A 23,405-nucleotide genomic window follows, 5' to 3' on the forward strand; every position below is an offset into this window, starting at 1 on the left:
CTGTTTCGGACGCCGAGGCCACGCCGATGAGCTTCGACGTCGCATTCATCCTCAGCACATTGCCCGCGTTTCTCAAGGCCGTCGGGGTCACCCTGCAGGTCGGCCTGATCGCCATCGCCACCTCGCTGGTGGTGGCCGTGATCAACACCGCGATCCTGGTCTACCGCACGCCCTACCTGCAGCGTGCCGTGGGCCTGTACGTGGAGCTGGCACGCAACACGCCGCTGCTGATCCAGCTGTTTTTCGTGTACTTCGCGCTGCCCAGCCTGGGCCTGAAGATTTCCGGCTTCGCCGCCGCGATCATCACCATGACGTTTCTCGGCGGTGCCTACCTGACCGAGGTGCTGCGCGCCGGCGTCGAGGCGGTGCCTGCCGCACAGCTGGAGTCCGGCCGCTCCATCGGGTTGTCCGAAGGCCAGCTGCTGCGCCACGTGATCCTGCCCCAGGCCGGCATCCTCAGCCTGCCGGCGCTGTTCGCCAACTTCATCTTCCTGCTCAAGGAAACCACCGTGGTGTCGGCGGTGGCGGTGCCCGAGATTCTCTACACCACCAAGAGCTACATCGCCCTGTACTACAAGACCTACGAAATGCTCGCGGTGCTGACGCTGATCTGCGTGCTGCTGTTCTTGCCGTTGTCGCTGCTGCTGAGCCGCCTGGAAAGGAGGTTGCAACATGGCCAGTTCGGGTCTTGAACTGCTGCTGGTGTCGCTGCCGCAACTGGCCCAGGGCGCCGCGCAAACCCTGTCGATCTCGGCCCTGGGCATCGCCTTCAGCACCCTGGGCGGGGTGCTCTACGGCGTGCTCGCCACCCTCGGCAAGCGCAGCGTGAACCTGGTGCTGCGGGTGTACCTGGAGCTGTTTCGGGCGATACCGGTACTGGTGTGGCTGTACCTGCTGTTCTTCGGCCTGCCGATCTTCTTTGCCGTGAGCATTCCCAGCTTCTGGTGCGCGGTGCTGGTGCTGTCGCTGTGGGGTGCCAGCGAGGTGGGCGAGGTGGTGCGCGGTGCACTGCATTCGCTGCCGCGCGGGCAACGCGAGGCGGGGCTGTCGATCGGCCTGGATGGCTGGCAGCTGTATGGCTACGTGCTGCTGCCCCAGGCACTCAAGCGCATGACCCCGCCGACCATCAACATCTACACGCGCATCATCAAGACCAGTTCGCTGGCAGTGCTGATCGGCGTGGTGGACGTGATCAAGGTGGGCCAGCAGATCATCGAGCGCACCTATGAGTCGGTGCTGATCTACGGCGCGCTGTTCCTGTTCTTCTTTTTCATCTGCTACCCGCTGTCGGCCGCCTCGCGCGCGCTGGAGCGGCGCTGGACACACGCATGAGCGCATTGATCGAGTTCAAGGGTTTCAACAAGTTCTTCGGTGAGCACCAGGTGCTCAAGGGCATCGACCTGCAGGTGCGCAGCGGCGAAGTGGTGGTGATCCTGGGCCCCAGCGGCTGCGGCAAGAGCACCCTGCTGCGCTGCCTCAATGGCCTGGAAGTGGCCCACGGCGGCAGCCTGACACTGGCCGGTAAAGAGTTGCTGAGCAAGGCCACCGACTGGCGCCAGGTGCGCCAGCAGGTGGGCATGGTGTTCCAGAGCTACCACCTGTTCGGCCACATGAGCGTGATGGAAAACCTGCTGCTCGGGCCGCTCAAGGTGCAGAAGCGCGAACGCCTCGAGGCCCAGGCCCAGGCCGAAGCACTGCTGGCGCGGGTGGGCCTGCTGGACAAGCGCGACGCCTATCCGCGCCAGCTTTCCGGTGGCCAGCAGCAGCGTATCGCCATTGTGCGTTCGCTGTGCATGAACCCGCAGGTGATGCTGTTCGACGAGGTGACCGCCGCCCTCGACCCGGAGATGGTCAAGGAAGTGCTGCAGGTGATCCAGGGCCTGGCCCGCGACGGCATGACCCTGTTGATCGTGACCCATGAAATGGCCTTCGCTCGCGCGGTGGCCGACCGCATCGTGTTCATGGAGGCCGGCAGGATCCTTGAACAGAGCCCCCCCGAGAGCTTCTTTACGAACCCGCAGACCGCACGCGCGCAGCAGTTCCTGGAGAAATTCTCCTTTGTCGAAAGCCTGCCCAAGACACCACACAAGGAACTGTCATGAAGACTGCCCACGCTTCAAAACTGCTGCTGTCGCTGTTCACCCTGGCCGTACTGGCCGGGTGCAACAAATCCGAAGCGCCGAGCAAGCCTGCCGCCAATGCCGCAGCGCCGGCCACCAGCTACCTGGAAACCATCAAGGCCCGCGACAAACTGATCGTCGGCGTGTTCACCGACAAGCCGCCATTCGGCTATGTGGATGAAAGCGGGCGCTATGTGGGTTTTGACACCGACATCGGTCGCGAGCTGGCCAAGTCGCTGCTGGGCGACGAGAACAAGGTGGAGTTCGTGGCCGTGGAGCCGGCCAGCCGCATTCCCTTCCTGCAGAGCGACAAGGTCGACCTGATTCTGGCCAACATGACCGTGACCCCGGAGCGCAAGGAAGCGGTGGAGTTCACCAACCCCAACCTGCGCGTGGCGGTACAGGCGCTGGTGCCCGAGGGCAGCGAGGTGAAGAAGCTCGACGACCTGGCGGCCAAGACCACCATCGTCACCACCGGCACCACGGCGGACATCTGGCTGACCAAGAACCACCCGGACTGGAAACTGCTCAAGTTCGAGAAGAACTCCGAGTCGTTGCAGGCGTTGGCCAATGGCCGTGGCGATGCATATGCGCAGGACAACCTGATCCTGTTCAGCTGGTCCAAGCAGAACCCGGGCTACCGCGTGCTGGACGAGAAGCTGGGCGAGGAAGCGCCGATTGCGCCGGCGGTGAAGAAGGGCAACATCGAGCTGCGTGACTGGGTCAACAGCGAGCTGGCGCGTCTGGGCGAGCAGAAGTACCTGCTCAAGCTGTATGACCAGTACGTGCGCAAGGAGCTTAGCGACGACACCAAGCCGGAGAGCGTGATCGTCGAGGGCGGCAAATGGCAGGGCTGAGGCCCTGACACCGCGTCGCTCTTATCGCGGGTCAAGCCCGCTCCCACAAGGACCGTCGCTGTCTGTGTGGTAGCGGGCTTGACCCGCGATGGGCCGCCCCGCGGCCCCGTCTTCTCTCCGGCCACCGCCCTTGCCCCACCCCCCGCGTCTGCCCCAACGCCTTCTCCAGCACGATGCAGTTGCTCTGCGCATCCTGCTCCAGCGCCGCGATCAAACGCGATGCAGGCGACAGCCCCCACCCCTCGCAACGTCGCCGCTGTGCTCAATTGCCCCCAGGACAAGCGGCACGCGGAACCCTGATCTACGCTAACAGTCGCATCTAGCAACTGCCCAGAACCCACGCAAGGAGCCCGCATGACGGTGTCGCCCCCCAACCTGATCGTCTGCCTGGGGCTTGCGCTGCTGCTTGGCTGCGGCGAGAAGAAAGCCGCCGCACCCGACCTGCCCAGGGTGGCGGTGCAACAGGTCAAGGCCGGCGACTTTGCAGCCTCCGTGACCCTCACCGGCGATGTCCAGGCACGGGTGCAGGCCGACCTGTCGTTTCGCGTGGGCGGCAAGATCATCGAGCGCAACGTCGACGTGGGCGATCACGTCAGCGCCAATCAGGTGCTGGCGCGCCTGGACCCCAAGGACCTGCAAACCAATGTCGACTCGGCCAAGGCCGAGGTCTTCGCCGAACAGGCTCGCGTGACCCAAACTTCCGCAGCCTTCGTGCGCCAGCAGAAGCTGCTGCCCAAGGGCTACACCAGCCAGAGCGAATACGACGCGGCCCAGGCCGCCCTGCGCAGCAGCCAGAGCGCGCTCAAGGCCGCCCAGGCGCAACTGGCCAACGCCCGCGAACAACTGAGCTACACCGCGCTGATCGCCGAGGCGCCGGGGGTGATCACCGCGCGCCAGGCCGAGGTGGGGCAGGTGGTGCAGGCCACCGTGCCGATCTTCACCCTGGCCCGCGACGGCGAGCGCGACGCGGTGTTCAACGTCTACGAATCGCTGCTGATGGCGCCACCCACCCAGCAGGCGATCATCGTCAGTCTGCTCGACGACCCCAAGGTGCAAGCCAAGGGGCACGTGCGTGAAATCACCCCGACGGTCTCGGCGCAGAGCGGCACGGTGCAGGTCAAGGTCGGCCTGAGCGAGGTGCCGCCGGCCATGCAGCTGGGCTCGGTGGTGAGTGCCACCGCCAGGGCCGAGGGAACCCCGAGCATCGAGCTGCCGTGGTCGGCGCTGACCAAGGATGTGCATGACCCGGCGGTGTGGCTGGTGGGCCAGGACAACAAGGTCAACCTGCGCAAGGTCAAGGTGCTGCGCTACCTCACCGGCAAGGTGGTGGTGGGCGACGGCCTCAAGGGCGGCGAAACCGTGGTGATCGCGGGTGGGCAGTTGCTGCACCCGGACATGCAGGTGGAAGTGGCAGACCCAGCCGATATCGGGGTGACGCAATGAGAACCCTGTGGCTGATGTTCGCTTGTGTGTTGCTGGCCGCCTGCGCCGATGACGAGCCGCCGCCCGAGCCGGTGCGCCCGGTGCTGTCCCAGGTGGTGCAGGCGCAGGACCAGGCGCGCCTGGGGCGCTTTGCCGGCTCCATCCAGGCGCGCTACGAAAGCACCCTGGGCTTTCGCGTGGGCGGGCGCATCGCCCGGCGCTGGGTGGATGTGGGCGCCACGGTGAAGGCCGGCGACACCCTGGCCACCCTCGACCCCACCGACCAGCAGAACCAGTTGCGTGCCGCCGAAGGCGACCTGGCCAAGGTGCAGGCGCAGTGGATCAACGCCCAGGCCAACGCCCGTCGTCAGCAGCAGCTGTTCGACCGGGGCGTGGGGGCCCAGGCCCAGCTGGACATCGCCCAGACCGACCTGAAGACTACCGGCGCCTCGCTCGAACAGGCCAAGGCGGCGGTCAACCAGGCCCGCGACCAGCTGGGCTACAGCACCTTGCAGGCCGACCACCCCGCCGTGGTCACTGCCTGGCAGGCCGAGGCCGGGCAGGTGGTCACCGCCGGCCAGGGCGTGGTCACGCTGGCGCGCCCGGACGTCAAGGAGGCGGTGATCGACCTGCCCGCAGGCCTGGCCGACGAACTGTCGGGCGAGGTGAAGTTCCTGGTGGCCGCGCAGCTCGACCCCAGCGTGAACACCAGTGCCGTGCTGCGCGAGATCGAGCCCCAGGCCGACGCGGCCACGCGTACCCGGCGCGCGCGCCTGACCCTGGCCGACACCCCCGAGGCCTTTCGCCTGGGCACGGCCATCAGCGTCACCCTGAGCTCGGCGATCCAACCGCGTAGCGAGCTGCCGTTGAGCGCCCTGCAGGAGGTCGACGGGCACACCCGGGTATGGGTCGTCGACCCGCAGGAGCATACGGTTTCATTGCGTGACGTGAAGGTCAGCGAGCGGCTGGACAACAGCGTGGTGCTCAGTGCCGGCCTGCAGCCGGGCGAGCGTGTGGTCACGGCGGGGGTCAACAGCCTCAAGCCTGGCCAGAAGGTAAAAATCGATGAGGAAGGCCCGCGATGAAAGGAAGCTTCAACCTGTCGGAATGGGCACTCAAGCACCAATCCTTCGTCTGGTACCTGATGTTCGTCGCGTTGCTGATGGGGGTGTTTTCCTATTTCAACCTGGGCCGTGAAGAGGACCCCTCGTTCACCATCAAGACCATGGTCATCCAGACCCGCTGGCCCGGCGCCACCCAGGACGAGACCCTGCTGCAGGTCACCGACCGCATCGAGAAGAAACTCGAGGAACTGGACTCGCTCGACTACGTGAAAAGCTACACCCGGCCCGGCGAGTCGACGGTGTTCGTCAACCTGCTCGATACCACCAAGGCTGGCGACATCCCGCAGATCTGGTACCAGGTGCGCAAGAAGATCCAGGACATCCGCGGCGAGTTCCCCCAGGGCATCCAGGGCCCCGGCTTCAACGACGAGTTCGGCGATGTGTTCGGCTCGGTGTATGCGTTCACCGCCGACGGCATCTCGATGCGCCAGCTGCGCGATTACGTCGAGCAGGTACGTGCAGAAATCCGCGAGGTGCCGGGGCTGGGCAAGGTCGAGATGATCGGCCAGCAGGACGAGGTGCTGTACCTGAACTTCTCCACCCGCAAGCTGGCGGCCCTGGGCATCGACCAGCGTCAGGTGGTGCAGGCGTTGCAGGCGCAGAACGCGGTGACCCCGGCCGGGGTGATGGAGGCCGGCCCCGAGCGTATCTCGGTGCGCACCACTGGCCAGTTCGCCTCGGAGAAAGACCTGGAGCAGGTCAACCTGCGCCTGGACGACCGCTTCTATCGCCTGGCCGATATTGCCGAGATCAGCCGCGGCTACGCCGACCCGCCCACGCCGATGTTCCGCTACGACGGCAAGCCTGCCATCGGCCTGGCCATCGGCATGAAGAAGGGCGGCAACATCCAGGCCTTCGGCAAGCAGCTGCACGAGCGCATGGAGGCCGCCACTGCCGACCTGCCGGTGGGCGTGGGCGTGCACACCGTGTCGGACCAGGCGGTGGTGGTCGAGGAGGCCGTGGGCGGCTTTACCAGTGCGCTGTTCGAGGCGGTGGTGATCGTGCTGGTGGTCAGTTTCATCAGCCTCGGGGTGCGTGCCGGGCTGGTGGTGGCCTGCTCGATTCCGCTGGTGCTGGCCATGGTGTTCGTGTTCATGGAGTACAGCGGCATCACCATGCAGCGGATCTCCCTCGGCGCGCTGATCATCGCGCTGGGCCTGCTGGTGGATGATGCGATGATCACCGTGGAGGTGATGGTCACGCGGCTGGAGAAGGGCGAGAGCAAGGAGCAGGCGGCCACGTTCGCCTACACCTCCACTGCGTTCCCGATGCTCACCGGCACCCTGGTGACGGTGGCGGGTTTCGTGCCCATCGGCCTGAACGCCAGCTCCGCGGGCGAGTACACCTTCACCCTGTTTGCGGTGATCGCCGTGGCGCTGCTGGTGTCGTGGGTGGTGGCGGTGCTGTTCGCGCCGGTGCTGGGGGTGCACCTGCTCAGCGCCAAGGTCAAGGCCCACGACGCCGAGCCCGGGCGCATCGGTCGCGGTTTCAACCATGGCCTGCTGTGGTGCATGCGCCACCGCTGGATCACCATCATCGGCACCGTGGTGCTGTTCGCCCTGGCGGTGTTCAGCATGCGCTTCGTGCAGAACCAGTTCTTCCCGTCCTCGGACCGCCCGGAGATCCTGGTGGACCTCAACCTGCCGCAGAACGCCTCCATCGACGAGACGCGCAAGGCGGTGGACAAGCTGGAGGCGACCCTCAAGGACGACCCGGACATCGTGCGCTGGAGTACCTACATCGGTCAGGGCGCGATCCGTTTCTACCTGCCGCTGGACCAGCAGCTGGAGAACCCGTACTACGCCCAGCTGGTGATCGTGAGCAAGGGCCTGGAGTCGCGCGAGGCGCTGACGGCGCGCCTGAAGGAGCGCCTGCGCAAGGACTTCGTCGGCATCGGCAGCTACGTGCAATCGCTGGAGATGGGCCCGCCGGTGGGGCGGCCGATCCAGTACCGGGTCAGCGGCAAGGACATCGACCAGGTGCGCAAGCATGCGATCGAACTGGCGGCGCTGCTCGATGGCAACTCCCATGTGGGCGAGATCATTTACGACTGGAACGAGCCGGGCAAGGTGCTGCGCATCGACATTGCCCAGGACAAGGCGCGCCAGCTTGGGCTGTCGTCCGAGGACGTGGCCAACCTGATGAACGGCATCGTCAGCGGCTCGCCGGTGACCCAGGTGAACGATGACATCTACCTGATCGACGTGATCGGGCGCGCGGTGGACAGCGAGCGTGACTCGCCGCAGACCCTGCAGAACCTGCAGATCGTCACGCCCAGCGGCACCTCGATTCCGTTGTTGGCGTTTGCCACGGTGCGCTACGAGCTGGAGCAGCCGCTGGTGTGGCGGCGTGACCGCAAGCCGACCATCACGGTCAAGGCGGCGGTGCGTGACGAGATCCAGCCGACCGACCTGGTGGCGCAGCTCAAGCCGCAGATCGACGAGTTTGCGCGTAAGTTGCCGGCCGGTTATCAGGTGGCGACGGGGGGCACGGTGGAGGAGAGCGGCAAGGCCCAGGGGCCGATTGCCAAGGTGGTGCCGTTGATGCTGTTTCTGATGGCGACGTTCCTGATGATTCAGCTGCACAGTGTGCAGAAGCTGTTCCTGGTGGCGAGCGTGGCGCCGCTGGGGTTGATTGGCGTGGTGCTGGCGCTGATCCCCACGGGTACGCCGATGGGGTTCGTGGCGATACTGGGCATTCTGGCGCTGGCGGGGATCATCATCCGCAACTCGGTGATCCTGGTGACGCAGATCGATGCGTACGAGGCCGATGGGTATGCGCCGTGGGATGCGGTGGTGGAGGCCACGGACCATCGTCGCCGGCCGATTCTGCTAACGGCGGCGGCGGCGAGCCTGGGCATGATTCCGATTGCGCGGGAAGTGTTCTGGGGGCCGATGGCCTACGCGATGATTGGCGGCATCATTGTCGCCACGTTGCTGACCTTGCTGTTTTTGCCGGCGCTGTATGTGGCCTGGTACAAGATCAAGGAGCCGCAGCGCGAGTGATGGCCATCGCGGGTCGAGCCCGTTTCTAGAGGTCCGGAGTTGTCCCTGTGGGAGCGGGCTCGACCCGCGATGGCCGTTACCGGTTCTAGAGCCATACGGCGTCCCAATGCGGATAGTCGCCGAGCCGCTTTACCAGCCCCGCCCGCAAAGGATTGGCAACGATGTAGCGGGCGACTGCGCGCGCATCGTCTTCCCGTCTTAACGCACGATCATGAAACCCGGGCTGCCAGATGCGCCCCTGATGCCTGCAAGCCTTGAGTACGGCACAACCCGTGCGCGACTTGAAACGTCGCATGAGTGTCGCCAGGGTCAGGTTCTGCAACTCGATCAACCAGTGAACGTGGTCAGGCATGACGACCCAGGCCAGCGAGTGTGCACTGCCTTCTCGCTGCGCCTGCATGAACTGGGCTACCACCAGGCGCGCGATGTGGAAGTCCCGAAGAAGAGGTTTGCGGTGTTCGATGATGCTGGTAAGCAGGTAAAGTCGGCCAGGTTCCGAGAAACGGCCGCGGCGCAGGAAACGAGAGCTTGGACAGTCCATGTCGATCTCCTTGAGGTTGAAATCTCAAGGTAGTCAGGTGTGCACCTGCATGAAGGGTGTCATTGACTCCGGATGTGTCCGGGCTGGCCAATCGCGGGTCAAGCCCGCTCCCACAAGGACTTCAGCGGACCTGTGGGAGCGGGCTTGACCCGCGATACGGACGCTGCGGTCTATCTTTTGTTCAACCCCCGCGCCAACCGGTCCCCGCCCAGCTGGATCAACGCCACCAGCACTACCAGCATCACGATCACCGTCAGCATGATCTGGCTGTCGAAGCGCTGGTACCCGTACCGGTACGCGATGTCCCCCAACCCTCCGGCACCAATCGCACCGGCCATCGCCGACGAATTGATCATGGTCACCAGGGTGATGGTGAAGCCGCCCACGATGCCTGGCAGCGCCTCGGGCAACAGCACATGCCAGACGATGTGCCAGCGCCGGCACCCCATCGCCTGCGCCGCCTCGATCAGCCCATGATCCACCTCGCGCAGGCTCACCTCGGCAATGCGCGCAAAAAACGGTGTGGCCGCAATCGTCAGCGGTACCACCGCCGCCCACACGCCATACGTGGTGCCCACGATCAGCCGCGTGAACGGGATCAACGCCACCATCAGGATCAGAAACGGTATCGAGCGGAACAGGTTGACGAACGCCCCCAGCACGCGGTTAACCAGCGGCGCCTCGTAGATGCCGCCCTTGCCGCTGGTTACCAGGATCACCGCCAGCGGAATGCCCGCCAGCAACGCGATCAGCGACGACACGCCCACCATCAGCAGGGTGTCGAGCACTCCCTGCAACAATCGATCAAACCACATAGCCCAGCACCTCCACCTGCGCCGCCCACTGGCGCGCCCGTTCGATCACCTGCGCATGCCCGTGCGCCGAGTTGGCCACCGACACCACCAACTGCCCCAGCGCACGTTCCTGGATCGGTTCGATACCGCCCTGCAGCAGGCTCACCTGGCCGCCCAGCAACGCGAACAGCGTCGACAGTTCCGGTGCCTCGCGGTCGCGCCCGCTGACGCGCAGGCGCAGTACCAGCGCGGCCTGCGCATTCGGCGCCTCGGGCAGCAGGCGGGCCTGCAGGTGCTGCGGCAAGGCTGGCTGCAGCGGCGCCAGCAAGGTCTTGCTGACCGCGTGCTGCGGGTCGCCGAACACCTGCCACACCGCCCCCTGCTCGACGATGCGCCCGCGCTCGAGCACCACCACGCGATGGCAGATATCGCGGATCACCGCCATCTCGTGGGTAATCAGGATGATGGTCAGGCCCAGACGCTGGTTGATGTCGCGCAGCAGCGCCAGGATCGAGCCGGTGGTCTCCGGGTCCAGCGCCGAAGTGGCCTCGTCGCACAGCAGTATCTGCGGGTCGTGCACCAGCGCGCGGGCAATCCCCACGCGCTGCTTCTGCCCGCCCGACAACTGCGCCGGGTACACCCCGTGCTTGTCCTGCAGGCCCACCAGCTCCAGCAGTTCGGCCACCTTGCGCTGGCGCTGGGCCTTGGGCACGCCGGCCACCTTCAGCGGCAGTTCGACGTTCTGCCACACGGTCTTGGCCGACATCAGGTTGAAGTGCTGGAAGATCATGCCGATACGTCGGCGCAACGCCACCAGGTGGTCCTCGTTATGCTCGCCGATGTCGACCTGGTCGATCAGCACCCGGCCGCTGCTGGGTTGCTCCAGGCGGTTGAGGGTGCGGATCAGCGACGACTTGCCGGCGCCGCTGCGGCCGATGATGCCGAAGATCTCGCCGCGCTGGATGTTCAGGTCGATGTCCGCCAGCGCCGCCGTGGCCTGCCCGGGGTAGGTCTTGTTGACGCCGATCAGGCGCACTTGCGCGCTGCTCAACTCAGGGTGCAGCGCGTGCCGTGGCGCGGGCTGCGCAGGTGGGCTGGGGTGCGCCGTCTGGCGGGCGGTGGCAGCACTCATCTCAGCTCTCCCAGCCCGGCTGGTAGAGCTTGCCGTAGGCTTTGTCTAGGGCTGCGCGCACCACCGGCGAGTGCTGGTAGATATCCACGAACCTGGCCAGGCGCGGGTCGTCCTTGCTCTGCGGGCGGATCACGAACTGGATCACGTATTCCTTGTGCTCCACGCCGTCGAACATCAGTGCCGAACCTGCATCGAAGGTGTTGGCCAGGCGGATGTAGTGCGGGTAGCCCTGCACCAGGTCGGCGTCGTCATAGGCACGCACCAGTTGCACGGCCTCGACCTGCAGGATTTTGAGCTTTTTCGGGTTGGCGACGATGTCGTCCTCGGTGGCCTTGTAGCCCACCCCCGGCTTGAGCGTGATCAGGCCGGCCTTGGCCAGCAGTTGCAGGCCGCGTCCGCCGTTGATCGGGTCGTTGGCGATGGCGGCGGTGGCGCCCTGGGGCAGCTCGTCGAAGCTTTTGTACTTTTTCGAGTACAGCCCGACGTTGTTGATGATGCCCGGTGCATATGGCACCAGCGTCGAGCCCGCCGCGGCGTTGGCGTTTTCCAGGAACGGGATGTGCTGGAAGTAGTTCACGTCGAGGTCGCCGGCGGCGAGGCTGACGTTGGGCGCGATCCAGTCGCTGAACTCCACCAGTTCCACCTTGAGGCCCTGCTTCTTGGCCTCGTCCACGGCCGCTTCCAGGGCCGGGGCGAAGGCTGCGGTGGTGCCGACCTTGAGCGGTGCATCGTTGGCATGGGCGCCACCGATCAGGCCGAGGGCCAGGGCCAGGGCCGCGACAGGGCGGGCCAGAAATGTCTTAAGCATGCGGTTGCGCTCCAGTCGGGTTGAGGGTGCGATAGCCCGCGCCGGTATGGTCGGCGGGCAGGTGCGGGCCGGCGGCGAAGAGTTTTTCGCGCAGGCTGCCGTCGGTGTAGGCGGTCTTGTACGAACCGCGACGTTGCAGCTCGGGGATCACCAGGTCGATGAAGTCCTCATAGCTTTCAGGGGTGACGGTGCGGGCCAGGTTGAAGCCGTCCAGGCCGGTCTCCTCGATCCAGCGCTCCAGTTCGTCGGCAACCTGGGTCGGCGAGCCGACCAGGGTGATGTAGCGCCCGCCCAGGGCGTGCTGGTCGAGCAGCTTGCGCCGGGTCCAGTCGTTGTTCTGCAGGTGCTTGGTGGCGGACTGGATGGCGTTGCTCTTGACGTACTGGATCGGCTCGTCCAGGTCGTATTCGGCAAAGTCGATGCCGGTGGAGCTGGCAAAGTGCGCCACGCCGGCCTCGGGGCTGGCATGGCGCAGGTACTCGGCGTGCTTGGCGCGGGCCTGCTCCTCGGTGCGGGCCACGATCACGGTGAGGCCCATGAACACCTTCACCGCGTCGCCATCACGCCCGGCCGCCGTGGCCGCGGCGCGCACCTTGTCGACCTGGGCGCGGGTCGCGGCCTTGTTCTGGCCACTGATGAACACGCATTCGGCATGCTGCCCGGCAAACGCCAGGCCACGCTCGGAGGCGCCGGCCTGGAACAGCACCGGGGTGCGCTGTGGCGACGGTTCGCACAGGTGATAACCCTCCACCCGGTAGAATTCGCCGTGGTGCTGCACCTTGTGCACCTTGGCCGGGTCGGCGAACACGCGCTGTTCGCGGTCGTTGCGCACGGCGTCGTTTTCCCAGCTGCCTTCGAGCAGCTTGTACAGCACCTGCAGGTACTCGTCGGCCTGGTCGTAGCGCCGGTCATGCTCGGGCTGCGCGTCCAGGCCCATGGCCTTGGCCGCGCTGTCGAGGTAGCCGGTGACGATGTTCCAGCCCACCCGACCATTGCTCAGGTGGTCGAGGGTCGAGAGCCTGCGGGCGAACAGGTACGGCGGCTCGTAGGTGAGGTTGGCGGTGAGGCCGAAACCCAGGTGGCGGGTGACCGCGGCCATCGCCGACACCAGCAGCAGCGGGTCGTTGACCGGCAGCTGGATGGACTCCTTGAGTGGCACATCGACCGACTGCTGGTACACGTCGTACACCCCGACGATGTCGGCGATGAACAGCCCGTCGAACAGCCCGCGCTCGAGCAACCGCGCCAGGTCGGTCCAGTACTCGAGGGTCTTGTACCGGGTCGAGGTGTCGCGCGGGTGCGTCCACAGGCCGTGGTTGATATGCCCCACGCAGTTCATGTTGAACGCGTTGAGCAGGATCTTCTTTTTCGCCATCAGATAGTGCCCCGCAACGGTGGGTTTTCATCGTTGAGGTAGAAGTTGCCGATGGCGTGGTACTTCCAGCGCACCGGGTCGTGCAGGGTGTGCACGCGGGCGTTGCGCCAGTGGCGGTCCAGGCCGTGTTCGGCCAGGGTGGCCTGGCTGCCGGCCAGTTCGAACAGCGTGCTGCCGGCGGCCAGGGAGATCTCGGTACTGATGGCGCGCGCCTCGGCCACGGCGATGGAGGCCGCCGCGACGGTGTCGGCATTGGTCTCGGCCTGGGCTCGGTCGAGGTATTCGCCGGCGCGTTCGAGCAAGGCTTCGGTGGCATGCAGGCGGATCGCCAGGTGACCGAAGGACTTGAGCGTCAACGGGTCGTCGACTGCCTTGTCGATACCCGAGTCGATCCATGGCCGGGTGCGCGTGCGCACAAAATGCAGGGCATCTTCATAGGCGGCGCGGGCGATGCCGGTGTCGATGGCGGCGTGCAGAATCTGCGCCAGCGGGCCGACCGGGGTCGGGCGCTCGAAGGCGCTCTGGAACGGCACCACATCGTCGGCTTCGACACGCACGTTGTCGAACACCACCGAGCCACTGCCGGTGGTGCGCTGGCCGAAGCCGCTCCAGTCGTCGATCACGTCGAGCCCGGCGCTGTCGGCGGGCACGAAGGCCAGCTGTTGCACGCCCTGTTCGTCGATCACCGAGGTGGGGATGCGCTGCGCGTACAGCGCGCCAGTGGCGTAGAACTTGCGGCCGTTGATGCGGTAGCCGTCACCGTCACGGGTGAGGGCGGTGGTGCGGTCGTGGGCGGTCTTGGTGCCCAGTTCGGCCAGGGCGTTGCCGAAGCGCCTGCCGGCCAGCACCTCGGCGTAAAGGCGCGCCTGTTGCGGCGGGCTGCCGTTCACGCGCAGCACTTCAAGGGCGTAGAAATGGTTCTGCGGGATCTGCCCCAGCGAGGCGTCGGCCTGGGCGATACGGGCGATGACCTTGGCCAGGGTGACGTTGGACACGCCCGCGCCACCGAAGGCTTTCGGCACGCTGATGCCCCACAGGCCCGAGCGCGAGAACAGCGCCAGTTCCGGGTGCGGCAGGCGGCGTTCGCGGTCGCGCTCGATGCTGTCGCGGCGCAGTTGTTCGGCAATCTGTTCGGCAGTTTCCAACGCCTGGGCATCAGAAGAGATGACCGCCACGAGATCGTGCGGTTGCGGCAATAGGCTCATGAGAGGGCTCCAGTGGTCTGGTCAGATCCAGGAATGCCGGGCAGGCAGGGTCGCGTTGAGGTGGTAGGCGCCCACGGCGTGGTACTTCCAGCGCACCGGGTCGTGAAGGGTGTGCACGCGGGCGTTGCGCCAGTGCCGGTCGAGGTTGAACTCGGCCAGGGTGGCGCGGCTGCCCGACAGCTCGAACAGCTTCTCGCTGGCCTGCAGGGCAATCTCGGTGGTCAGCACCTTGGCTTCGGCCACGGCAATCGAGGCACGTGCGGCAGCGGCGGCATCGATGGGCGCGGCGTTGACCTCGTCGAGCACGCGCGCGGCGCGGCCGAGCAGCGCCTGGGCGGCATGCAGTTCGAGGGTCAGGCGGCCGATGTCGGCAATCACATAGGGGTCGTCACTGGCGCGATCGACCTTGGCGTCGACCCACGGCCGCGCGCGTTCGCGCACGAAGCTGATCGCATCGGCCACTGCGGCCTCGGCGATGCCGGCGTCGATGGCGGCCTGCACCAGCTGCGAGGCGGCGCCCTGGATGTTGGGGCTGTCGGCCTGGCGCCAGTTGTCGAGCACCAGCTCCGCGTCCACCGGCACCTCGTTGAGCAGCACCGTGCCGCTGGCGGTGGTGCGCTGACCGAAGCCGGACCAGTCGTCGACGATACGCAGGCCCGGGCTGCCACGGCGCACGAAGGCCATGACCTGGCGCCCGTCGTCGTTCAGCGCCTTGACTGCCACCCAGTGGGCGAACAGCGCGCCGGTGGAATAGAACTTCTGCCCGGTGAGCAGAAAGTGATCGCCCTGGCGCACGGCGCGGGCCTTGAGTTCGAGGGTGTTCTTGCTGCCGCGCTCGGGGCCGGCATTGCCGATGCGCCAGCCGTCGAGCACCGACTTGAACAGCAGGTGCTTCTGGCGTTCGTTGCCGGTGTTCTTGACCTGCTGGAGGATGCCGAACTGGTTCTGCGGGATCTGCCCCAGGGCCGGGTCGGCCGCACTGATGATGCGGAACACCTCGGCGATGGTGGCGAAGGAAACGTCCGGCCCGCCGTGCTCGCGCGGGATGCTGATGCTGCCCAGGCCGCTGCGGGTGAACTGCTCGATCTCGGCCCACGGCAGCTTGCGCTGCTGGTCGCGGCGGGCGGCCTGCAGGCGCGCGGCGGCGGCCAGTTCATGGGCGGCCTCCAGGGCCTCTGCGTCATTGCGCAGGACCTTGGCCGGCAGCAGTAATGGGGCGTTGTCCAGATCGCTGTGGACTGCGTCGTGTACCAAGCTGGACATCAGTACCGCTCCTTGGCTGCACTCAATGCCCTGGCGTTGCGCACTGGGGTGATTGTGTTCCTGACCATACCTACCTCACGTATTGGAAACGTCGCCGTGATCGATATGGGCGACAGAAATGCGCTGGTCCGGTGGTCCGGTCTATATACCCTAAGCGTGTATAAAAATTAAATAAACTAACCTTTAGGAATATGCATAGAAGTGCCTCCGCGGCCCTTGGCCGAACACCCGCAGGCGCACGGCCGGGGCCCACTGCGAGCAGTTGCCGACCTTGTCCAGAATGCAGTAGCTGGCGTCCAGGTGCTCGTCGTTGCCGGCTTCCAGCAGCACTTGGGGCGGGATCAGGCCCTGTATCGGGCCGCCGATACCGTCGCCGGGCAGTGGCGCCAGGTCGATGCGCAGGTCGGCCCAGCGCAGGGTGATCGCATCGCCTTCGGCCATGTGCCGGTACGGCGCGATGTTGAACGGTACACCCTGCCCGCAGTGGCTCAGATCCAGCCCTTGGCGCAGCAGCCGGCCAGGCAGGCGCAAGGGCGTCAGGTGCGGGTTCTCCGGGGTGGTCACGTAGCCGCCGGGGCAGTTCAGCTTGACCGCTACCTGCAATGGCGCGGAGCGACGCGGGTGCTGGCCGGGCTGGAGCAGGCGGTAGTGCAGGGTGTTGAGCCCCGGGTAGAGCATCTGCCTGGGCACGGCGAGGGCTATCGAGGTGCCGGGCTCGCCGGCGCGCAGTAGATGCGCGGCCACGTAGCGGTTGCCCCAGAACAGCTCCAGCAGGTCGCCGGCCTGCAGGGTCGGTGCGGTCTGGATGCTGGCTTGCAGGTGGCTGGCGGTGTGCACGCCAATGCCATGGGGCGCGATATGGAGCAGGGCGGGGGGCGGCAGTTCAGATCCTTTGGCTGCGCGGTGCATGGTCCGTTTCCTTGTGCGGGTGGTGGCACGAGGCTTTGGTTATTGGCTGGATCGGCAGGTGAGTCAAGGTGCCCGATGGCCGTGACCGGGCAGTCGGCAGCGCTTCAGAGCGGTCCTACCCGAAGCGGCATGGGGGCTGTGGATAAACTCGGATTTGTCTGTGCTCGGGCGGTGCATCCGGGTCAGTGGGCGTGGCCCTGCGCGCCGAGAAACTTGCCGAGAAACTGGCGTGTGCGTTCTTCCTTCGGCGCGGCGAACAGGGCCTTGGCCTCGCCCTGTTCGACGATCACGCCCTTGTCGAAAAAGATCACCCGGTTGGCCACGTCGCGGGCGAAGTTCATTTCGTGGGTGACGATGATCATGGTGCGGTTTTCCTGGGCCAGGCCGCGAATGGTCGCCAGCACCTCGCCCACCAGCTCGGGGTCCAGCGCCGAGGTGGGTTCGTCGAACAGGATCACCTGCGGCTCCATGGCCAATGCCCGGGCAATGGCCACGCGCTGTTGCTGGCCACCGGACAGGCGCCGCGGGTAGGCATCCTCCTTGCCCGCCAGGCCGACCTTGGCCAGCAGCGCACGGCCCAGGGCCTGGGCCTTTTCGCGGGGGGCCTTCTTGACCACCAGCGGCCCCTCGATGACGTTCTCCAGGGCGGTGCGGTGCGGGAACAGGTTGAAGTTCTGGAACACGAAACCGACCTGCTGGCGCAGGTGGCGAATCAACGTGGCCTGCTTGGCCAGCGGACGGTCGCCGTCGATCTCGATGTCGGCCACACGAATGCGTCCGCTGCTGGGGGTCTCCAGCAGGTTCAGGCAGCGCAGGAAGGTGGTCTTGCCCGAGCCGCTGGGGCCGATGATGGCGATCACTTCACCGGCCTCGACCGTCAGGCTGATGTCGTCGAGCACGGTCAGGCCGTTGAACTGCTTGCTCAGGCGGGTGACTTCGATCATGCCTCAGGGCTCCAGGTCATGGCGGTTGACCCGCGCTTCCAGACGGTTCTGCAGGTGGGCCAGCGCGCTGGCCAGCACCCAGTAGATCAGGGCGGCGGCCAGGTACATGGTGAAGATCTCGAAGGTGCGTGCGGTAATCAGCTGGGCCTGGCGGAACAGCTCCGGCACCTGGATGGTGGCGGCCAGCGCGGTGTCCTTGACCAGCGAGATGAAACTGTTGCCCAGCGGCGGCAGGGCGGTGCGCGCTGCCTGCGGCAGGATCGCGCGGCGCATCGCCTGGCCGCGGGTCATGCCGATGCTGGCGGCGGCCTCCCACTGGCCGCGGTCGATGGAGCTGATCGCGGCGCGCAGGATTTCACAGGCATAGGCGGCCATGTTCAGGGAAAACCCGATCAGCGCCGCGGGCAGCGGGTCCAGCTCGATGCCCAGCTGCGGCAGGCCGTAATAGATCATGAACAGCTGCACCAGCAGCGGCGTGCCGCGAAAGAACGACACATAGACCCGCGCCGTCCAGCTCAGCAGCTTGATCGCAGACAGGCGCATCAGCGCCAGGCCGAAGCCGATCAACAGGCCGAAGAACATCCCGCCCAGGCTCAGGAACACCGTGAAGTAGGCGCCCTTGAGCAGAAAGGGCGCGCTGTCCAGGGCCAGTTGCAGGCTCTCTTCGATCATTGCGTCACGTCAGCACTGAAATACTTCTCGGAAAGCTTTTTCAGCGTGCCGTCGGCGCGCAGTTTGTCGAGGGCCTTGTTGATCGCGTCGAGCAGTTCCGGCTCGCCCTTGCGCAGGGCCACGCCGGCTTCCTGGCGCGAGAAGGCGTCGCCGGCGGCGATGGTGTCCTTGGCTTTTCTGGCGTATTCCAGTGCCGCCAGGCGGTCGATCAGGATGGCGTCGATGCGGCCCACGCGCAGGTCCTGGAACTTGCTCGGGTCATCGTCGTAGGTCTTGATGATGGCCTTGGGCACGTTGTCCTTGAGCCATTGCTCGTAGTTGGTGCCCAGGCCTACGCCCACCTTCTTGCCGGCCAGGTCCTGTGCGGTCTTGATGGTGTCCTTGTTCTTGGTCAGCACCAGGGCCTGGATGCCGGAAACGGTGTAGGGCTCGGAGAAGTCGTATTTCTTCTTGCGCTCGTCGGAGATGGTCACCTGGTTGACCACGATGTCCAGACGCTTGGATTCAAGGGCGGCGAGGATGCCGTCCCACTTGGTCGGCTGCAGCCTGGCCTTGACCCCCAGCTCCTTGGCCAGGGCCTCGGACAGCTCGACCTCGAAGCCGGTCAGCTTGCCGTCGGTGTCGACGAAGCTGAATGGCGGGTAGGTGCCCTCCAGGCCGACACTGATGCTGCCGCTGTCCTTGATCTTCTGCAATTGCTCGCCGGCGACCGCCTGGCCAAGCAGGCCCAGGCCAAGTACCAGGGCAGCCCCTGTGCCCAGCAACTGTTTACCGAATACGGAAATCGTCATGACTGGCCCCGCTGATATCAATTAAGCCGTTATTGGTTGACTGCTCCAGACCTCAGGGTAGGCGAATAATGCAGGTGCCCCACCGGTATGCAGAAAAATCAGCGGGCCCTCGTCGAAACGCTGGCGCGCGATGCCGTCGAGCAGCCCGGCCATGGCCTTGCCGGTGTACACCGGGTCCAGCAGCAGGCCCTCGTGGCTGGCCAGCAGGCGGATGGCGGCCAGGGTGCCGGCATTCGGTTCGCCGTAGCGCGGCGCGAAGTACTCGTCCCACAGTTCGACCTTGAAGGCGTCAGGCAGGTCGATGCCCAGCAGCTCGGCGGTGCGTTCGGCCAGGCCCTGCACCTTGGGGCGCTGGGCCTCTTCGCTGCGCGACACGGTCACGCCGATCAGCGGCAGTTGCGGCAGCGCTTGGGCCAGCGCCAGGCCCAGGCCGCTATGGGTGCCCGCACTGCCGGAGGCCAGCACCACCCCGGCGAAGGTTTGCCCGCTGCGGGTGATCTGCTCGGCCAGCTCCAGCCCGGCGCGCACATAGCCCAGGGCGCCACGCGCATTGGAACCGCCAATCGGCACGATGTAGGGCTTGCGTCCGCTGGCATGCAGGCGCACGGCCAGCGCCTGCAACTGGTCATCGGCATCGTCGAGGTTATCCACAAGCTCGACCCTGGCGTCGAACAGCTCCAGCAGCAGGCGGTTGCCGTTGTGCTGGTAGGCGGGGGAATCGGTGCCGATGGGGTTTTCCAGCAGGGCCACGCAGCCCAGGCCCAGTTGCGCGGCCAGTGCTGCGGTCTGGCGCACGTGGTTGGACTGGATGGCGCCGGCGGTGATCAGCGTATCGGCACCGCTGGCCAGCGCGTCGGCGGCCAGGTACTCGAGCTTGCGCAGCTTGTTGCCGCCCAGGGCCAGCGGGGTGAGGTCGTCGCGCTTGATGTAGATGTCGCGCCCGGCCCAGGCCGACAGGCGTTCGAGCCGGTGCAGCGGGGTGGGTGCATCGAGCAAGGGCAGGCGTTTGAAGCGTTCGAGCTGGTGTTCGATCATGGCATCGGGCTGACTGGGGAAACTTCGACTATAGGCAGCCGTGGGCGTCTCTTCCACTGGGCCGGCTTATGCCGGATTTATAGCCAAAGTGCATAAAGGGATATTTTTTCCGCCGTGGCCATTTGCCGTAAAGTGATCCGCAACAAGGCGGCCACCCCCTCCACAAGCCGCCGCCGCGTCAGGAGAGACAACCGTGAGCGACAACGCGCAAACAGGCCATTGGCAGTTGCAAACCCTCGTCAGCCAGCTGCGTTCAGCCCGTGACCAATGGCGCAGCCGCAATGGCCGCAGCAGTGGCGAGCAGGGCGGGCGCGAGCTGCCCTCGCGCGAGGCGATGCGCCAGATTCTCGAGCAGCTGTGCGGCGCGCTGTTCCCCATGCGCCTGGGCCCGGTGGACCTGCGCGAAGAGAGCGAAGACTTCTATGTGGGCAACACCCTGGACGCGGCGCTGACCGCATTGCTGGCCCAGGCGCGCCTTGAGCTGCGCTACGCCGCGCGCCAGGGCAAGGCCGAGTCGCTGGAGATTGACGCCCAGGCGCTGCGCCTGATCCAGGATTTCGCCGCCGCCCTGCCGGGCCTGCGCACGTTGCTCGATACCGATGTACTGGCGGCCTATCACGGCGACCCGGCGGCGCGCAGCGTGGACGAGGTGCTGCTGTGCTACCCCGGCGTGCTGGCAGTGATCCACCACCGCCTGGCGCATCACCTGTACCGCGCCGGGCTGCCGCTGCTGGCGCGCATCAGTTCGGAGCTGGCGCATTCGGCCACCGGCATCGACATTCACCCCGGCGCGCAGATCGGCCCGAGCTTCTTCATCGACCATGGCACCGGTGTGGTGATCGGCGAGACGGCGATCATTGGCGAGCGGGTGCGTATCTACCAGGCCGTGACCCTGGGCGCCAAGCGGTTCCCGGCGGACGAGTCGGGGCAGTTGCAGAAGGGCCAGCCGCGCCACCCGATCGTCGAGGACGACGTGGTGATTTACGCCGGCGCGACTATTCTGGGGCGTATCACCATCGGCAAGGGCTCGACCATCGGCGGCAATGTGTGGCTGACCCGCAGTGTGGCGGCAGGCAGCAACCTGACCCAGGCCAATCTGCAGCATGATGATGGGACGCAGAAGTAAGGAACTTTCCTGGGAGCGCCAGCCTCTGTAGGAGCCGGCCTTGCCGGCGATCGAGCGCGTAGCGATCGCCGGTTGCCCATGCGCTGATGCGGGCCTGATCCATTTTTCGCCGGCAATGCCGGCTCCTACAGGGTCGCGCACCGACCCCATCCATGTTTAACTTGAACGCTCGTTCAACTTAAACGGTGGTCCGCTGCCGGTGTTCAACAGGAGGAAACCCTTTGCTGAACCCGTACAACTCAACTCTCACACACCCCCGCGAGGTGCACACGCAATGAGTGCACCGTCTTCGAATACCCCCAGCACTATCCGCATGAACCCCCCGGTGTTCTATTTTGCCGCCAGCTTCATCCTGCTGTTCGGCCTGGCCGTGATCAGCAACCCGCAGGTGGCCGGTGAATGGCTGCTGGCGGCGCAGAACTGGGCCGCCAACACCGTGGGCTGGTACTACATGCTGGCGATGACCCTGTACCTGGTCTTCGTGGTGGTCACCGCCTTGTCCGGCTACGGCAAGATCAAGCTCGGTGCCGACCACGACGAACCCGAGTTCAGCTACCTGTCGTGGGCCGGCATGCTGTTCGCCGCCGGCATCAGCATCACGCTGTTCTTCTTCTGCGTCTCCGAACCCCTGACCCACCTGCTGCAGCCGCCCCAGGGCGAAGCCGGCACCGCCGAGGCCGGGCGCCAGGCGATGCAGCTGCTGTTTCTGCACTGGGGCCTGCACGGCTGGGGCGTGTTCGCCTTCGTGGGCATGGCGCTGGCCTACTTCGCCTACCGCCACAACCTGCCGCTGGCGTTGCGTTCGGCGCTGTACCCGCTGATCGGCAAGCGCATCAACGGCCCCATCGGCTACGCGGTGGACGGCTTCGGCATCATCGCCACGGTGTTCGGCCTGGGCGCCGACATGGGCTTTGGCGTGCTGCACCTGAACTCGGGCCTGGACTACCTGTTCGGCATCCCGCACACCCAGTGGGTGCAGGTGATCCTGATCAGCCTGATGATGGGGGCAGCGGTGGTGGTGGCCATCGCCGGGGTCGACAAGGGCGTGCGGGTGATGTCCGACATCAACATGGTGCTGGCCTGCGCACTGCTGCTGTTCGTACTGTTCGCCGGGCCTACCCAGCACCTGTTCAACACCCTGATCCAGAACCTGGGCGACTACCTGGGCGCGTTGCCGCGCAAGAGCTTCGATGTGTACGCCTACAACGAACCGAGCGACTGGCTGGGCGGCTGGACGGTGTTCTACTGGGCCTGGTGGATTGCCTGGGCGCCGTTCGTCGGGTTGTTCATCGCACGGATTTCCCGCGGGCGCACCATCCGCGAGTTCGTGTTCGGCGTGCTTCTGATTCCGCTGGGCTTCACCCTGGCGTGGATGTCCATCTTCGGTAACAGCGCGATCCTGCAGGTGCTCAATGGCGCCACGGCGCTGGGGCAGTCGGCGCTGGAAAACCCCTCGATGAGCCTGTACCTGCTGCTGGAAACCTACCCGTGGAGCAAGGTGGTGATCGCGGTCACGGTGTTCATCAGCTTCGTGTTCTTCGTCACTTCGGCCGACTCGGGCACGGTGGTGCTCTCGACCCTGTCGGCCCGTGACGGCAGCCCGGACGAGGACGGCCCCAACTGGCTGCGGGTGTTCTGGGGTGCGATGACGGCGCTGGTGACCAGCGGGCTGCTGTTTGCCGGCAGCATCGACTCGCTCAAGTCGGCGGTGGTGCTGACCTCGCTGCCGTTCTCGGTGATCCTGCTGGCGATGATGTGGGGCCTGCACAAGGCGTTCTACCTGGAGTCGCAGCGTCAGATCGCGCAAATGCACTCGCTGGCACCGTTCGCCAACTCGCGGCGCGGGCGTGGCGGCTGGCGGCATCGCCTGAGCCAGGCGGTGCACTTCCCCTCGCGGGACGAGGTGTACCGGTTCATGGATGACGTGGTGCGCCCGGCGATTGCCGAGGTGACCGACGTGTTTGCCGAGAAGGGGCTGAATGTCATCACCCAGGAAGACCCGAGCCACGACAACGTGAGCCTGAAGATCGGCCATGGCGAAGAGCAGCCGTTCATCTACCAGGTGCAGATGCGCGGCTACTTCACGCCATCGTTCGCACTGGCAGGGCTGGGCACGCAGGAGTTGAAGAACCGGCGCTACTACCGCGCCGAGGTGCACCTGAGCGAAGGCAGCCAGGATTACGACCTGGTGGGCTACAGCAAGGAGCAGATCATCAACGACATCCTCGACCAGTACGAGCGTCACCTGCAGTTTTTGCACATGGTGCGTTAGGGCTGCCGGC

21 protein-coding genes and 1 pseudogene are annotated in these 23,405 nt (G+C 66.0%); 9 read left to right on the forward strand and 13 right to left on the reverse strand.

All coding sequences use genetic code 11. The features are described from left to right. Positions 1 to 26 precede the first annotated feature (26 nt). The 4 genes from DN388_RS13215 to DN388_RS13230 are packed head-to-tail and all read left to right on the forward strand — an operon-like array spanning position 27 to position 2,977. The gene (locus DN388_RS13215; protein ID WP_043859911.1) at positions 27 to 692 is read left to right on the forward strand and encodes an amino acid ABC transporter permease; all 666 of its coding nucleotides are present in this window, start codon (positions 27 to 29) and stop codon (positions 690 to 692) included. Continuing rightward, positions 673 to 1,332: an amino acid ABC transporter permease gene (locus DN388_RS13220; RefSeq protein ID WP_043859912.1), complete on the forward strand. Its 660-nt coding sequence runs from the start codon at positions 673 to 675 to the stop codon at positions 1,330 to 1,332. Before DN388_RS13215 ends, DN388_RS13220 begins: the two co-directional genes overlap by 20 nt. Beyond that, entirely contained in the window at positions 1,329 to 2,102 is a 774-nt protein-coding gene (locus DN388_RS13225) for an amino acid ABC transporter ATP-binding protein (RefSeq protein WP_043859913.1), read from the forward strand. The genes DN388_RS13220 and DN388_RS13225 overlap by 4 nt, the downstream gene beginning before the upstream one ends. Then, positions 2,099 to 2,977, forward strand: a complete 879-nt coding sequence (locus DN388_RS13230) for a transporter substrate-binding domain-containing protein (protein WP_054915897.1) — start codon at positions 2,099 to 2,101, stop codon at positions 2,975 to 2,977. Before DN388_RS13225 ends, DN388_RS13230 begins: the two co-directional genes overlap by 4 nt. Before the next feature lie 127 nt (positions 2,978 to 3,104). Here DN388_RS13230 and DN388_RS13235 read toward each other — a convergent pair. After that, positions 3,105 to 3,227, reverse strand: a pseudogene (locus tag DN388_RS13235) (AAA family ATPase); the annotation flags it as partial. Between the two features lie 104 nt (positions 3,228 to 3,331). Here DN388_RS13235 and DN388_RS13240 point away from each other — a divergent pair. From DN388_RS13240 to DN388_RS13250, 3 genes are read left to right on the forward strand one after another with little or no spacing between them, the layout of a single operon-like run. Then, positions 3,332 to 4,420 carry an efflux RND transporter periplasmic adaptor subunit gene (locus tag DN388_RS13240; RefSeq protein WP_043861586.1) on the forward strand — a complete coding sequence of 363 codons (1,089 nt, stop codon included), beginning with the start codon at positions 3,332 to 3,334 and terminating at the stop codon, positions 4,418 to 4,420. Next, positions 4,417 to 5,484 (forward strand): efflux RND transporter periplasmic adaptor subunit, encoded by a 1,068-nt coding sequence (locus DN388_RS13245; RefSeq protein WP_255000272.1) that lies wholly within the window; start codon positions 4,417 to 4,419, stop codon positions 5,482 to 5,484. The genes DN388_RS13240 and DN388_RS13245 overlap by 4 nt, the downstream gene beginning before the upstream one ends. Then, positions 5,481 to 8,528: an efflux RND transporter permease subunit gene (locus tag DN388_RS13250; protein ID WP_043861588.1), complete on the forward strand. Its 3,048-nt coding sequence runs from the start codon at positions 5,481 to 5,483 to the stop codon at positions 8,526 to 8,528. Before DN388_RS13245 ends, DN388_RS13250 begins: the two co-directional genes overlap by 4 nt. Before the next feature lie 85 nt (positions 8,529 to 8,613). Here DN388_RS13250 and DN388_RS13255 read toward each other — a convergent pair whose 3' ends face one another. From DN388_RS13255 to DN388_RS13310, 12 genes are all read right to left on the reverse strand, one after another. Next, the gene (locus tag DN388_RS13255) at positions 8,614 to 9,069 is read right to left on the reverse strand and encodes a transposase (protein WP_054915899.1); all 456 of its coding nucleotides are present in this window, start codon (positions 9,067 to 9,069) and stop codon (positions 8,614 to 8,616) included. Positions 9,070 to 9,239: 170 nt separating this feature from the next. After that, positions 9,240 to 9,884 (reverse strand): methionine ABC transporter permease, encoded by a 645-nt coding sequence (locus DN388_RS13260; RefSeq protein ID WP_054915900.1) that lies wholly within the window; start codon positions 9,882 to 9,884, stop codon positions 9,240 to 9,242. Further along, entirely contained in the window at positions 9,874 to 10,995 is a 1,122-nt protein-coding gene (locus DN388_RS13265) for a methionine ABC transporter ATP-binding protein (protein ID WP_043861591.1), read from the reverse strand. Before DN388_RS13265 ends, DN388_RS13260 begins: the two co-directional genes overlap by 11 nt. Before the next feature lies 1 nt (position 10,996). Next, on the reverse strand, positions 10,997 to 11,803 hold the full coding sequence (locus DN388_RS13270) for a MetQ/NlpA family ABC transporter substrate-binding protein (RefSeq protein ID WP_043861592.1): 807 nt from the start codon (positions 11,801 to 11,803) through the stop codon (positions 10,997 to 10,999). Beyond that, entirely contained in the window at positions 11,796 to 13,178 is a 1,383-nt protein-coding gene (locus tag DN388_RS13275) for an LLM class flavin-dependent oxidoreductase (protein WP_255000293.1), read from the reverse strand. Before DN388_RS13275 ends, DN388_RS13270 begins: the two co-directional genes overlap by 8 nt. Then, positions 13,178 to 14,383 carry an SfnB family sulfur acquisition oxidoreductase gene (locus tag DN388_RS13280; protein WP_054915903.1) on the reverse strand — a complete coding sequence of 402 codons (1,206 nt, stop codon included), beginning with the start codon at positions 14,381 to 14,383 and terminating at the stop codon, positions 13,178 to 13,180. Before DN388_RS13280 ends, DN388_RS13275 begins: the two co-directional genes overlap by 1 nt. A 21-nt stretch (positions 14,384 to 14,404) precedes the next feature. Next, on the reverse strand, positions 14,405 to 15,646 hold the full coding sequence (locus tag DN388_RS13285) for an SfnB family sulfur acquisition oxidoreductase (RefSeq protein ID WP_054915904.1): 1,242 nt from the start codon (positions 15,644 to 15,646) through the stop codon (positions 14,405 to 14,407). Positions 15,647 to 15,829: 183 nt separating this feature from the next. After that, a complete protein-coding gene (locus tag DN388_RS13290) occupies positions 15,830 to 16,555 on the reverse strand; it encodes a hypothetical protein (RefSeq protein WP_054915905.1) in 726 nt (241 codons plus the stop codon). A gap of 182 nt (positions 16,556 to 16,737) precedes the next feature. Then, positions 16,738 to 17,499: an L-cystine ABC transporter ATP-binding protein TcyN gene (tcyN, locus tag DN388_RS13295; RefSeq protein WP_255000298.1), complete on the reverse strand. Its 762-nt coding sequence runs from the start codon at positions 17,497 to 17,499 to the stop codon at positions 16,738 to 16,740. Between the two features lie 3 nt (positions 17,500 to 17,502). Next, entirely contained in the window at positions 17,503 to 18,171 is a 669-nt protein-coding gene (gene tcyL / locus DN388_RS13300) for a cystine ABC transporter permease (protein WP_088514101.1), read from the reverse strand. Then, complete coding sequence (gene tcyJ, locus DN388_RS13305) at positions 18,168 to 18,962, reverse strand: cystine ABC transporter substrate-binding protein (protein ID WP_043861601.1); 795 nt, start codon at positions 18,960 to 18,962, stop codon at positions 18,168 to 18,170. The genes tcyL and tcyJ overlap by 4 nt, the downstream gene beginning before the upstream one ends. A gap of 21 nt (positions 18,963 to 18,983) precedes the next feature. Next, the gene (locus tag DN388_RS13310) at positions 18,984 to 19,997 is read right to left on the reverse strand and encodes a D-cysteine desulfhydrase (protein ID WP_255000302.1); all 1,014 of its coding nucleotides are present in this window, start codon (positions 19,995 to 19,997) and stop codon (positions 18,984 to 18,986) included. A gap of 193 nt (positions 19,998 to 20,190) precedes the next feature. On the opposite strand from DN388_RS13310, the gene epsC reads away from it, so the two are divergent. Both epsC and betT read left to right on the forward strand, forming a co-directional pair. After that, the gene (epsC, locus tag DN388_RS13315; protein ID WP_043861603.1) at positions 20,191 to 21,123 is read left to right on the forward strand and encodes a serine O-acetyltransferase EpsC; all 933 of its coding nucleotides are present in this window, start codon (positions 20,191 to 20,193) and stop codon (positions 21,121 to 21,123) included. A 274-nt stretch (positions 21,124 to 21,397) separates the two neighbouring features. After that, positions 21,398 to 23,395 (forward strand): choline transporter BetT, encoded by a 1,998-nt coding sequence (gene betT / locus DN388_RS13320; RefSeq protein ID WP_054915907.1) that lies wholly within the window; start codon positions 21,398 to 21,400, stop codon positions 23,393 to 23,395. Positions 23,396 to 23,405 lie beyond the last annotated feature (10 nt).

This window comes from Pseudomonas sp. S12(2018) (assembly GCF_024355235.1).
GTDB classification, from domain to species: Bacteria; Pseudomonadota; Gammaproteobacteria; order Pseudomonadales; family Pseudomonadaceae; genus Aquipseudomonas; species Aquipseudomonas palmensis.

Bases quoted from the DNA above. Each gene is read 5' to 3' on its own strand.
- DN388_RS13215 (WP_043859911.1), top strand. From the start codon at position 27: ATGAGCTTCGACGTCGCATTCATCCTCAGCACATTGCCCGCGTTTCTC.
- DN388_RS13220 (WP_043859912.1), top strand. From the start codon at position 673: ATGGCCAGTTCGGGTCTTGAACTGCTGCTGGTGTCGCTGCCGCAACTG.
- DN388_RS13225 (WP_043859913.1), top strand. From the start codon at position 1,329: ATGAGCGCATTGATCGAGTTCAAGGGTTTCAACAAGTTCTTCGGTGAG.
- DN388_RS13230 (WP_054915897.1), top strand. From the start codon at position 2,099: ATGAAGACTGCCCACGCTTCAAAACTGCTGCTGTCGCTGTTCACCCTG.
- DN388_RS13240 (WP_043861586.1), top strand. From the start codon at position 3,332: ATGACGGTGTCGCCCCCCAACCTGATCGTCTGCCTGGGGCTTGCGCTG.
- DN388_RS13245 (WP_255000272.1), top strand. From the start codon at position 4,417: ATGAGAACCCTGTGGCTGATGTTCGCTTGTGTGTTGCTGGCCGCCTGC.
- DN388_RS13250 (WP_043861588.1), top strand. From the start codon at position 5,481: ATGAAAGGAAGCTTCAACCTGTCGGAATGGGCACTCAAGCACCAATCC.
- DN388_RS13255 (WP_054915899.1), bottom strand. From the start codon at position 9,069: ATGGACTGTCCAAGCTCTCGTTTCCTGCGCCGCGGCCGTTTCTCGGAA.
- DN388_RS13260 (WP_054915900.1), bottom strand. From the start codon at position 9,884: ATGTGGTTTGATCGATTGTTGCAGGGAGTGCTCGACACCCTGCTGATG.
- DN388_RS13265 (WP_043861591.1), bottom strand. From the start codon at position 10,995: ATGAGTGCTGCCACCGCCCGCCAGACGGCGCACCCCAGCCCACCTGCG.
- DN388_RS13270 (WP_043861592.1), bottom strand. From the start codon at position 11,803: ATGCTTAAGACATTTCTGGCCCGCCCTGTCGCGGCCCTGGCCCTGGCC.
- DN388_RS13275 (WP_255000293.1), bottom strand. From the start codon at position 13,178: ATGGCGAAAAAGAAGATCCTGCTCAACGCGTTCAACATGAACTGCGTG.
- DN388_RS13280 (WP_054915903.1), bottom strand. From the start codon at position 14,383: ATGAGCCTATTGCCGCAACCGCACGATCTCGTGGCGGTCATCTCTTCT.
- DN388_RS13285 (WP_054915904.1), bottom strand. From the start codon at position 15,646: ATGTCCAGCTTGGTACACGACGCAGTCCACAGCGATCTGGACAACGCC.
- DN388_RS13290 (WP_054915905.1), bottom strand. From the start codon at position 16,555: ATGCACCGCGCAGCCAAAGGATCTGAACTGCCGCCCCCCGCCCTGCTC.
- tcyN (WP_255000298.1), bottom strand. From the start codon at position 17,499: ATGATCGAAGTCACCCGCCTGAGCAAGCAGTTCAACGGCCTGACCGTG.
- tcyL (WP_088514101.1), bottom strand. From the start codon at position 18,171: ATGATCGAAGAGAGCCTGCAACTGGCCCTGGACAGCGCGCCCTTTCTG.
- tcyJ (WP_043861601.1), bottom strand. From the start codon at position 18,962: ATGACGATTTCCGTATTCGGTAAACAGTTGCTGGGCACAGGGGCTGCC.
- DN388_RS13310 (WP_255000302.1), bottom strand. From the start codon at position 19,997: ATGATCGAACACCAGCTCGAACGCTTCAAACGCCTGCCCTTGCTCGAT.
- betT (WP_054915907.1), top strand. From the start codon at position 21,398: ATGAGTGCACCGTCTTCGAATACCCCCAGCACTATCCGCATGAACCCC.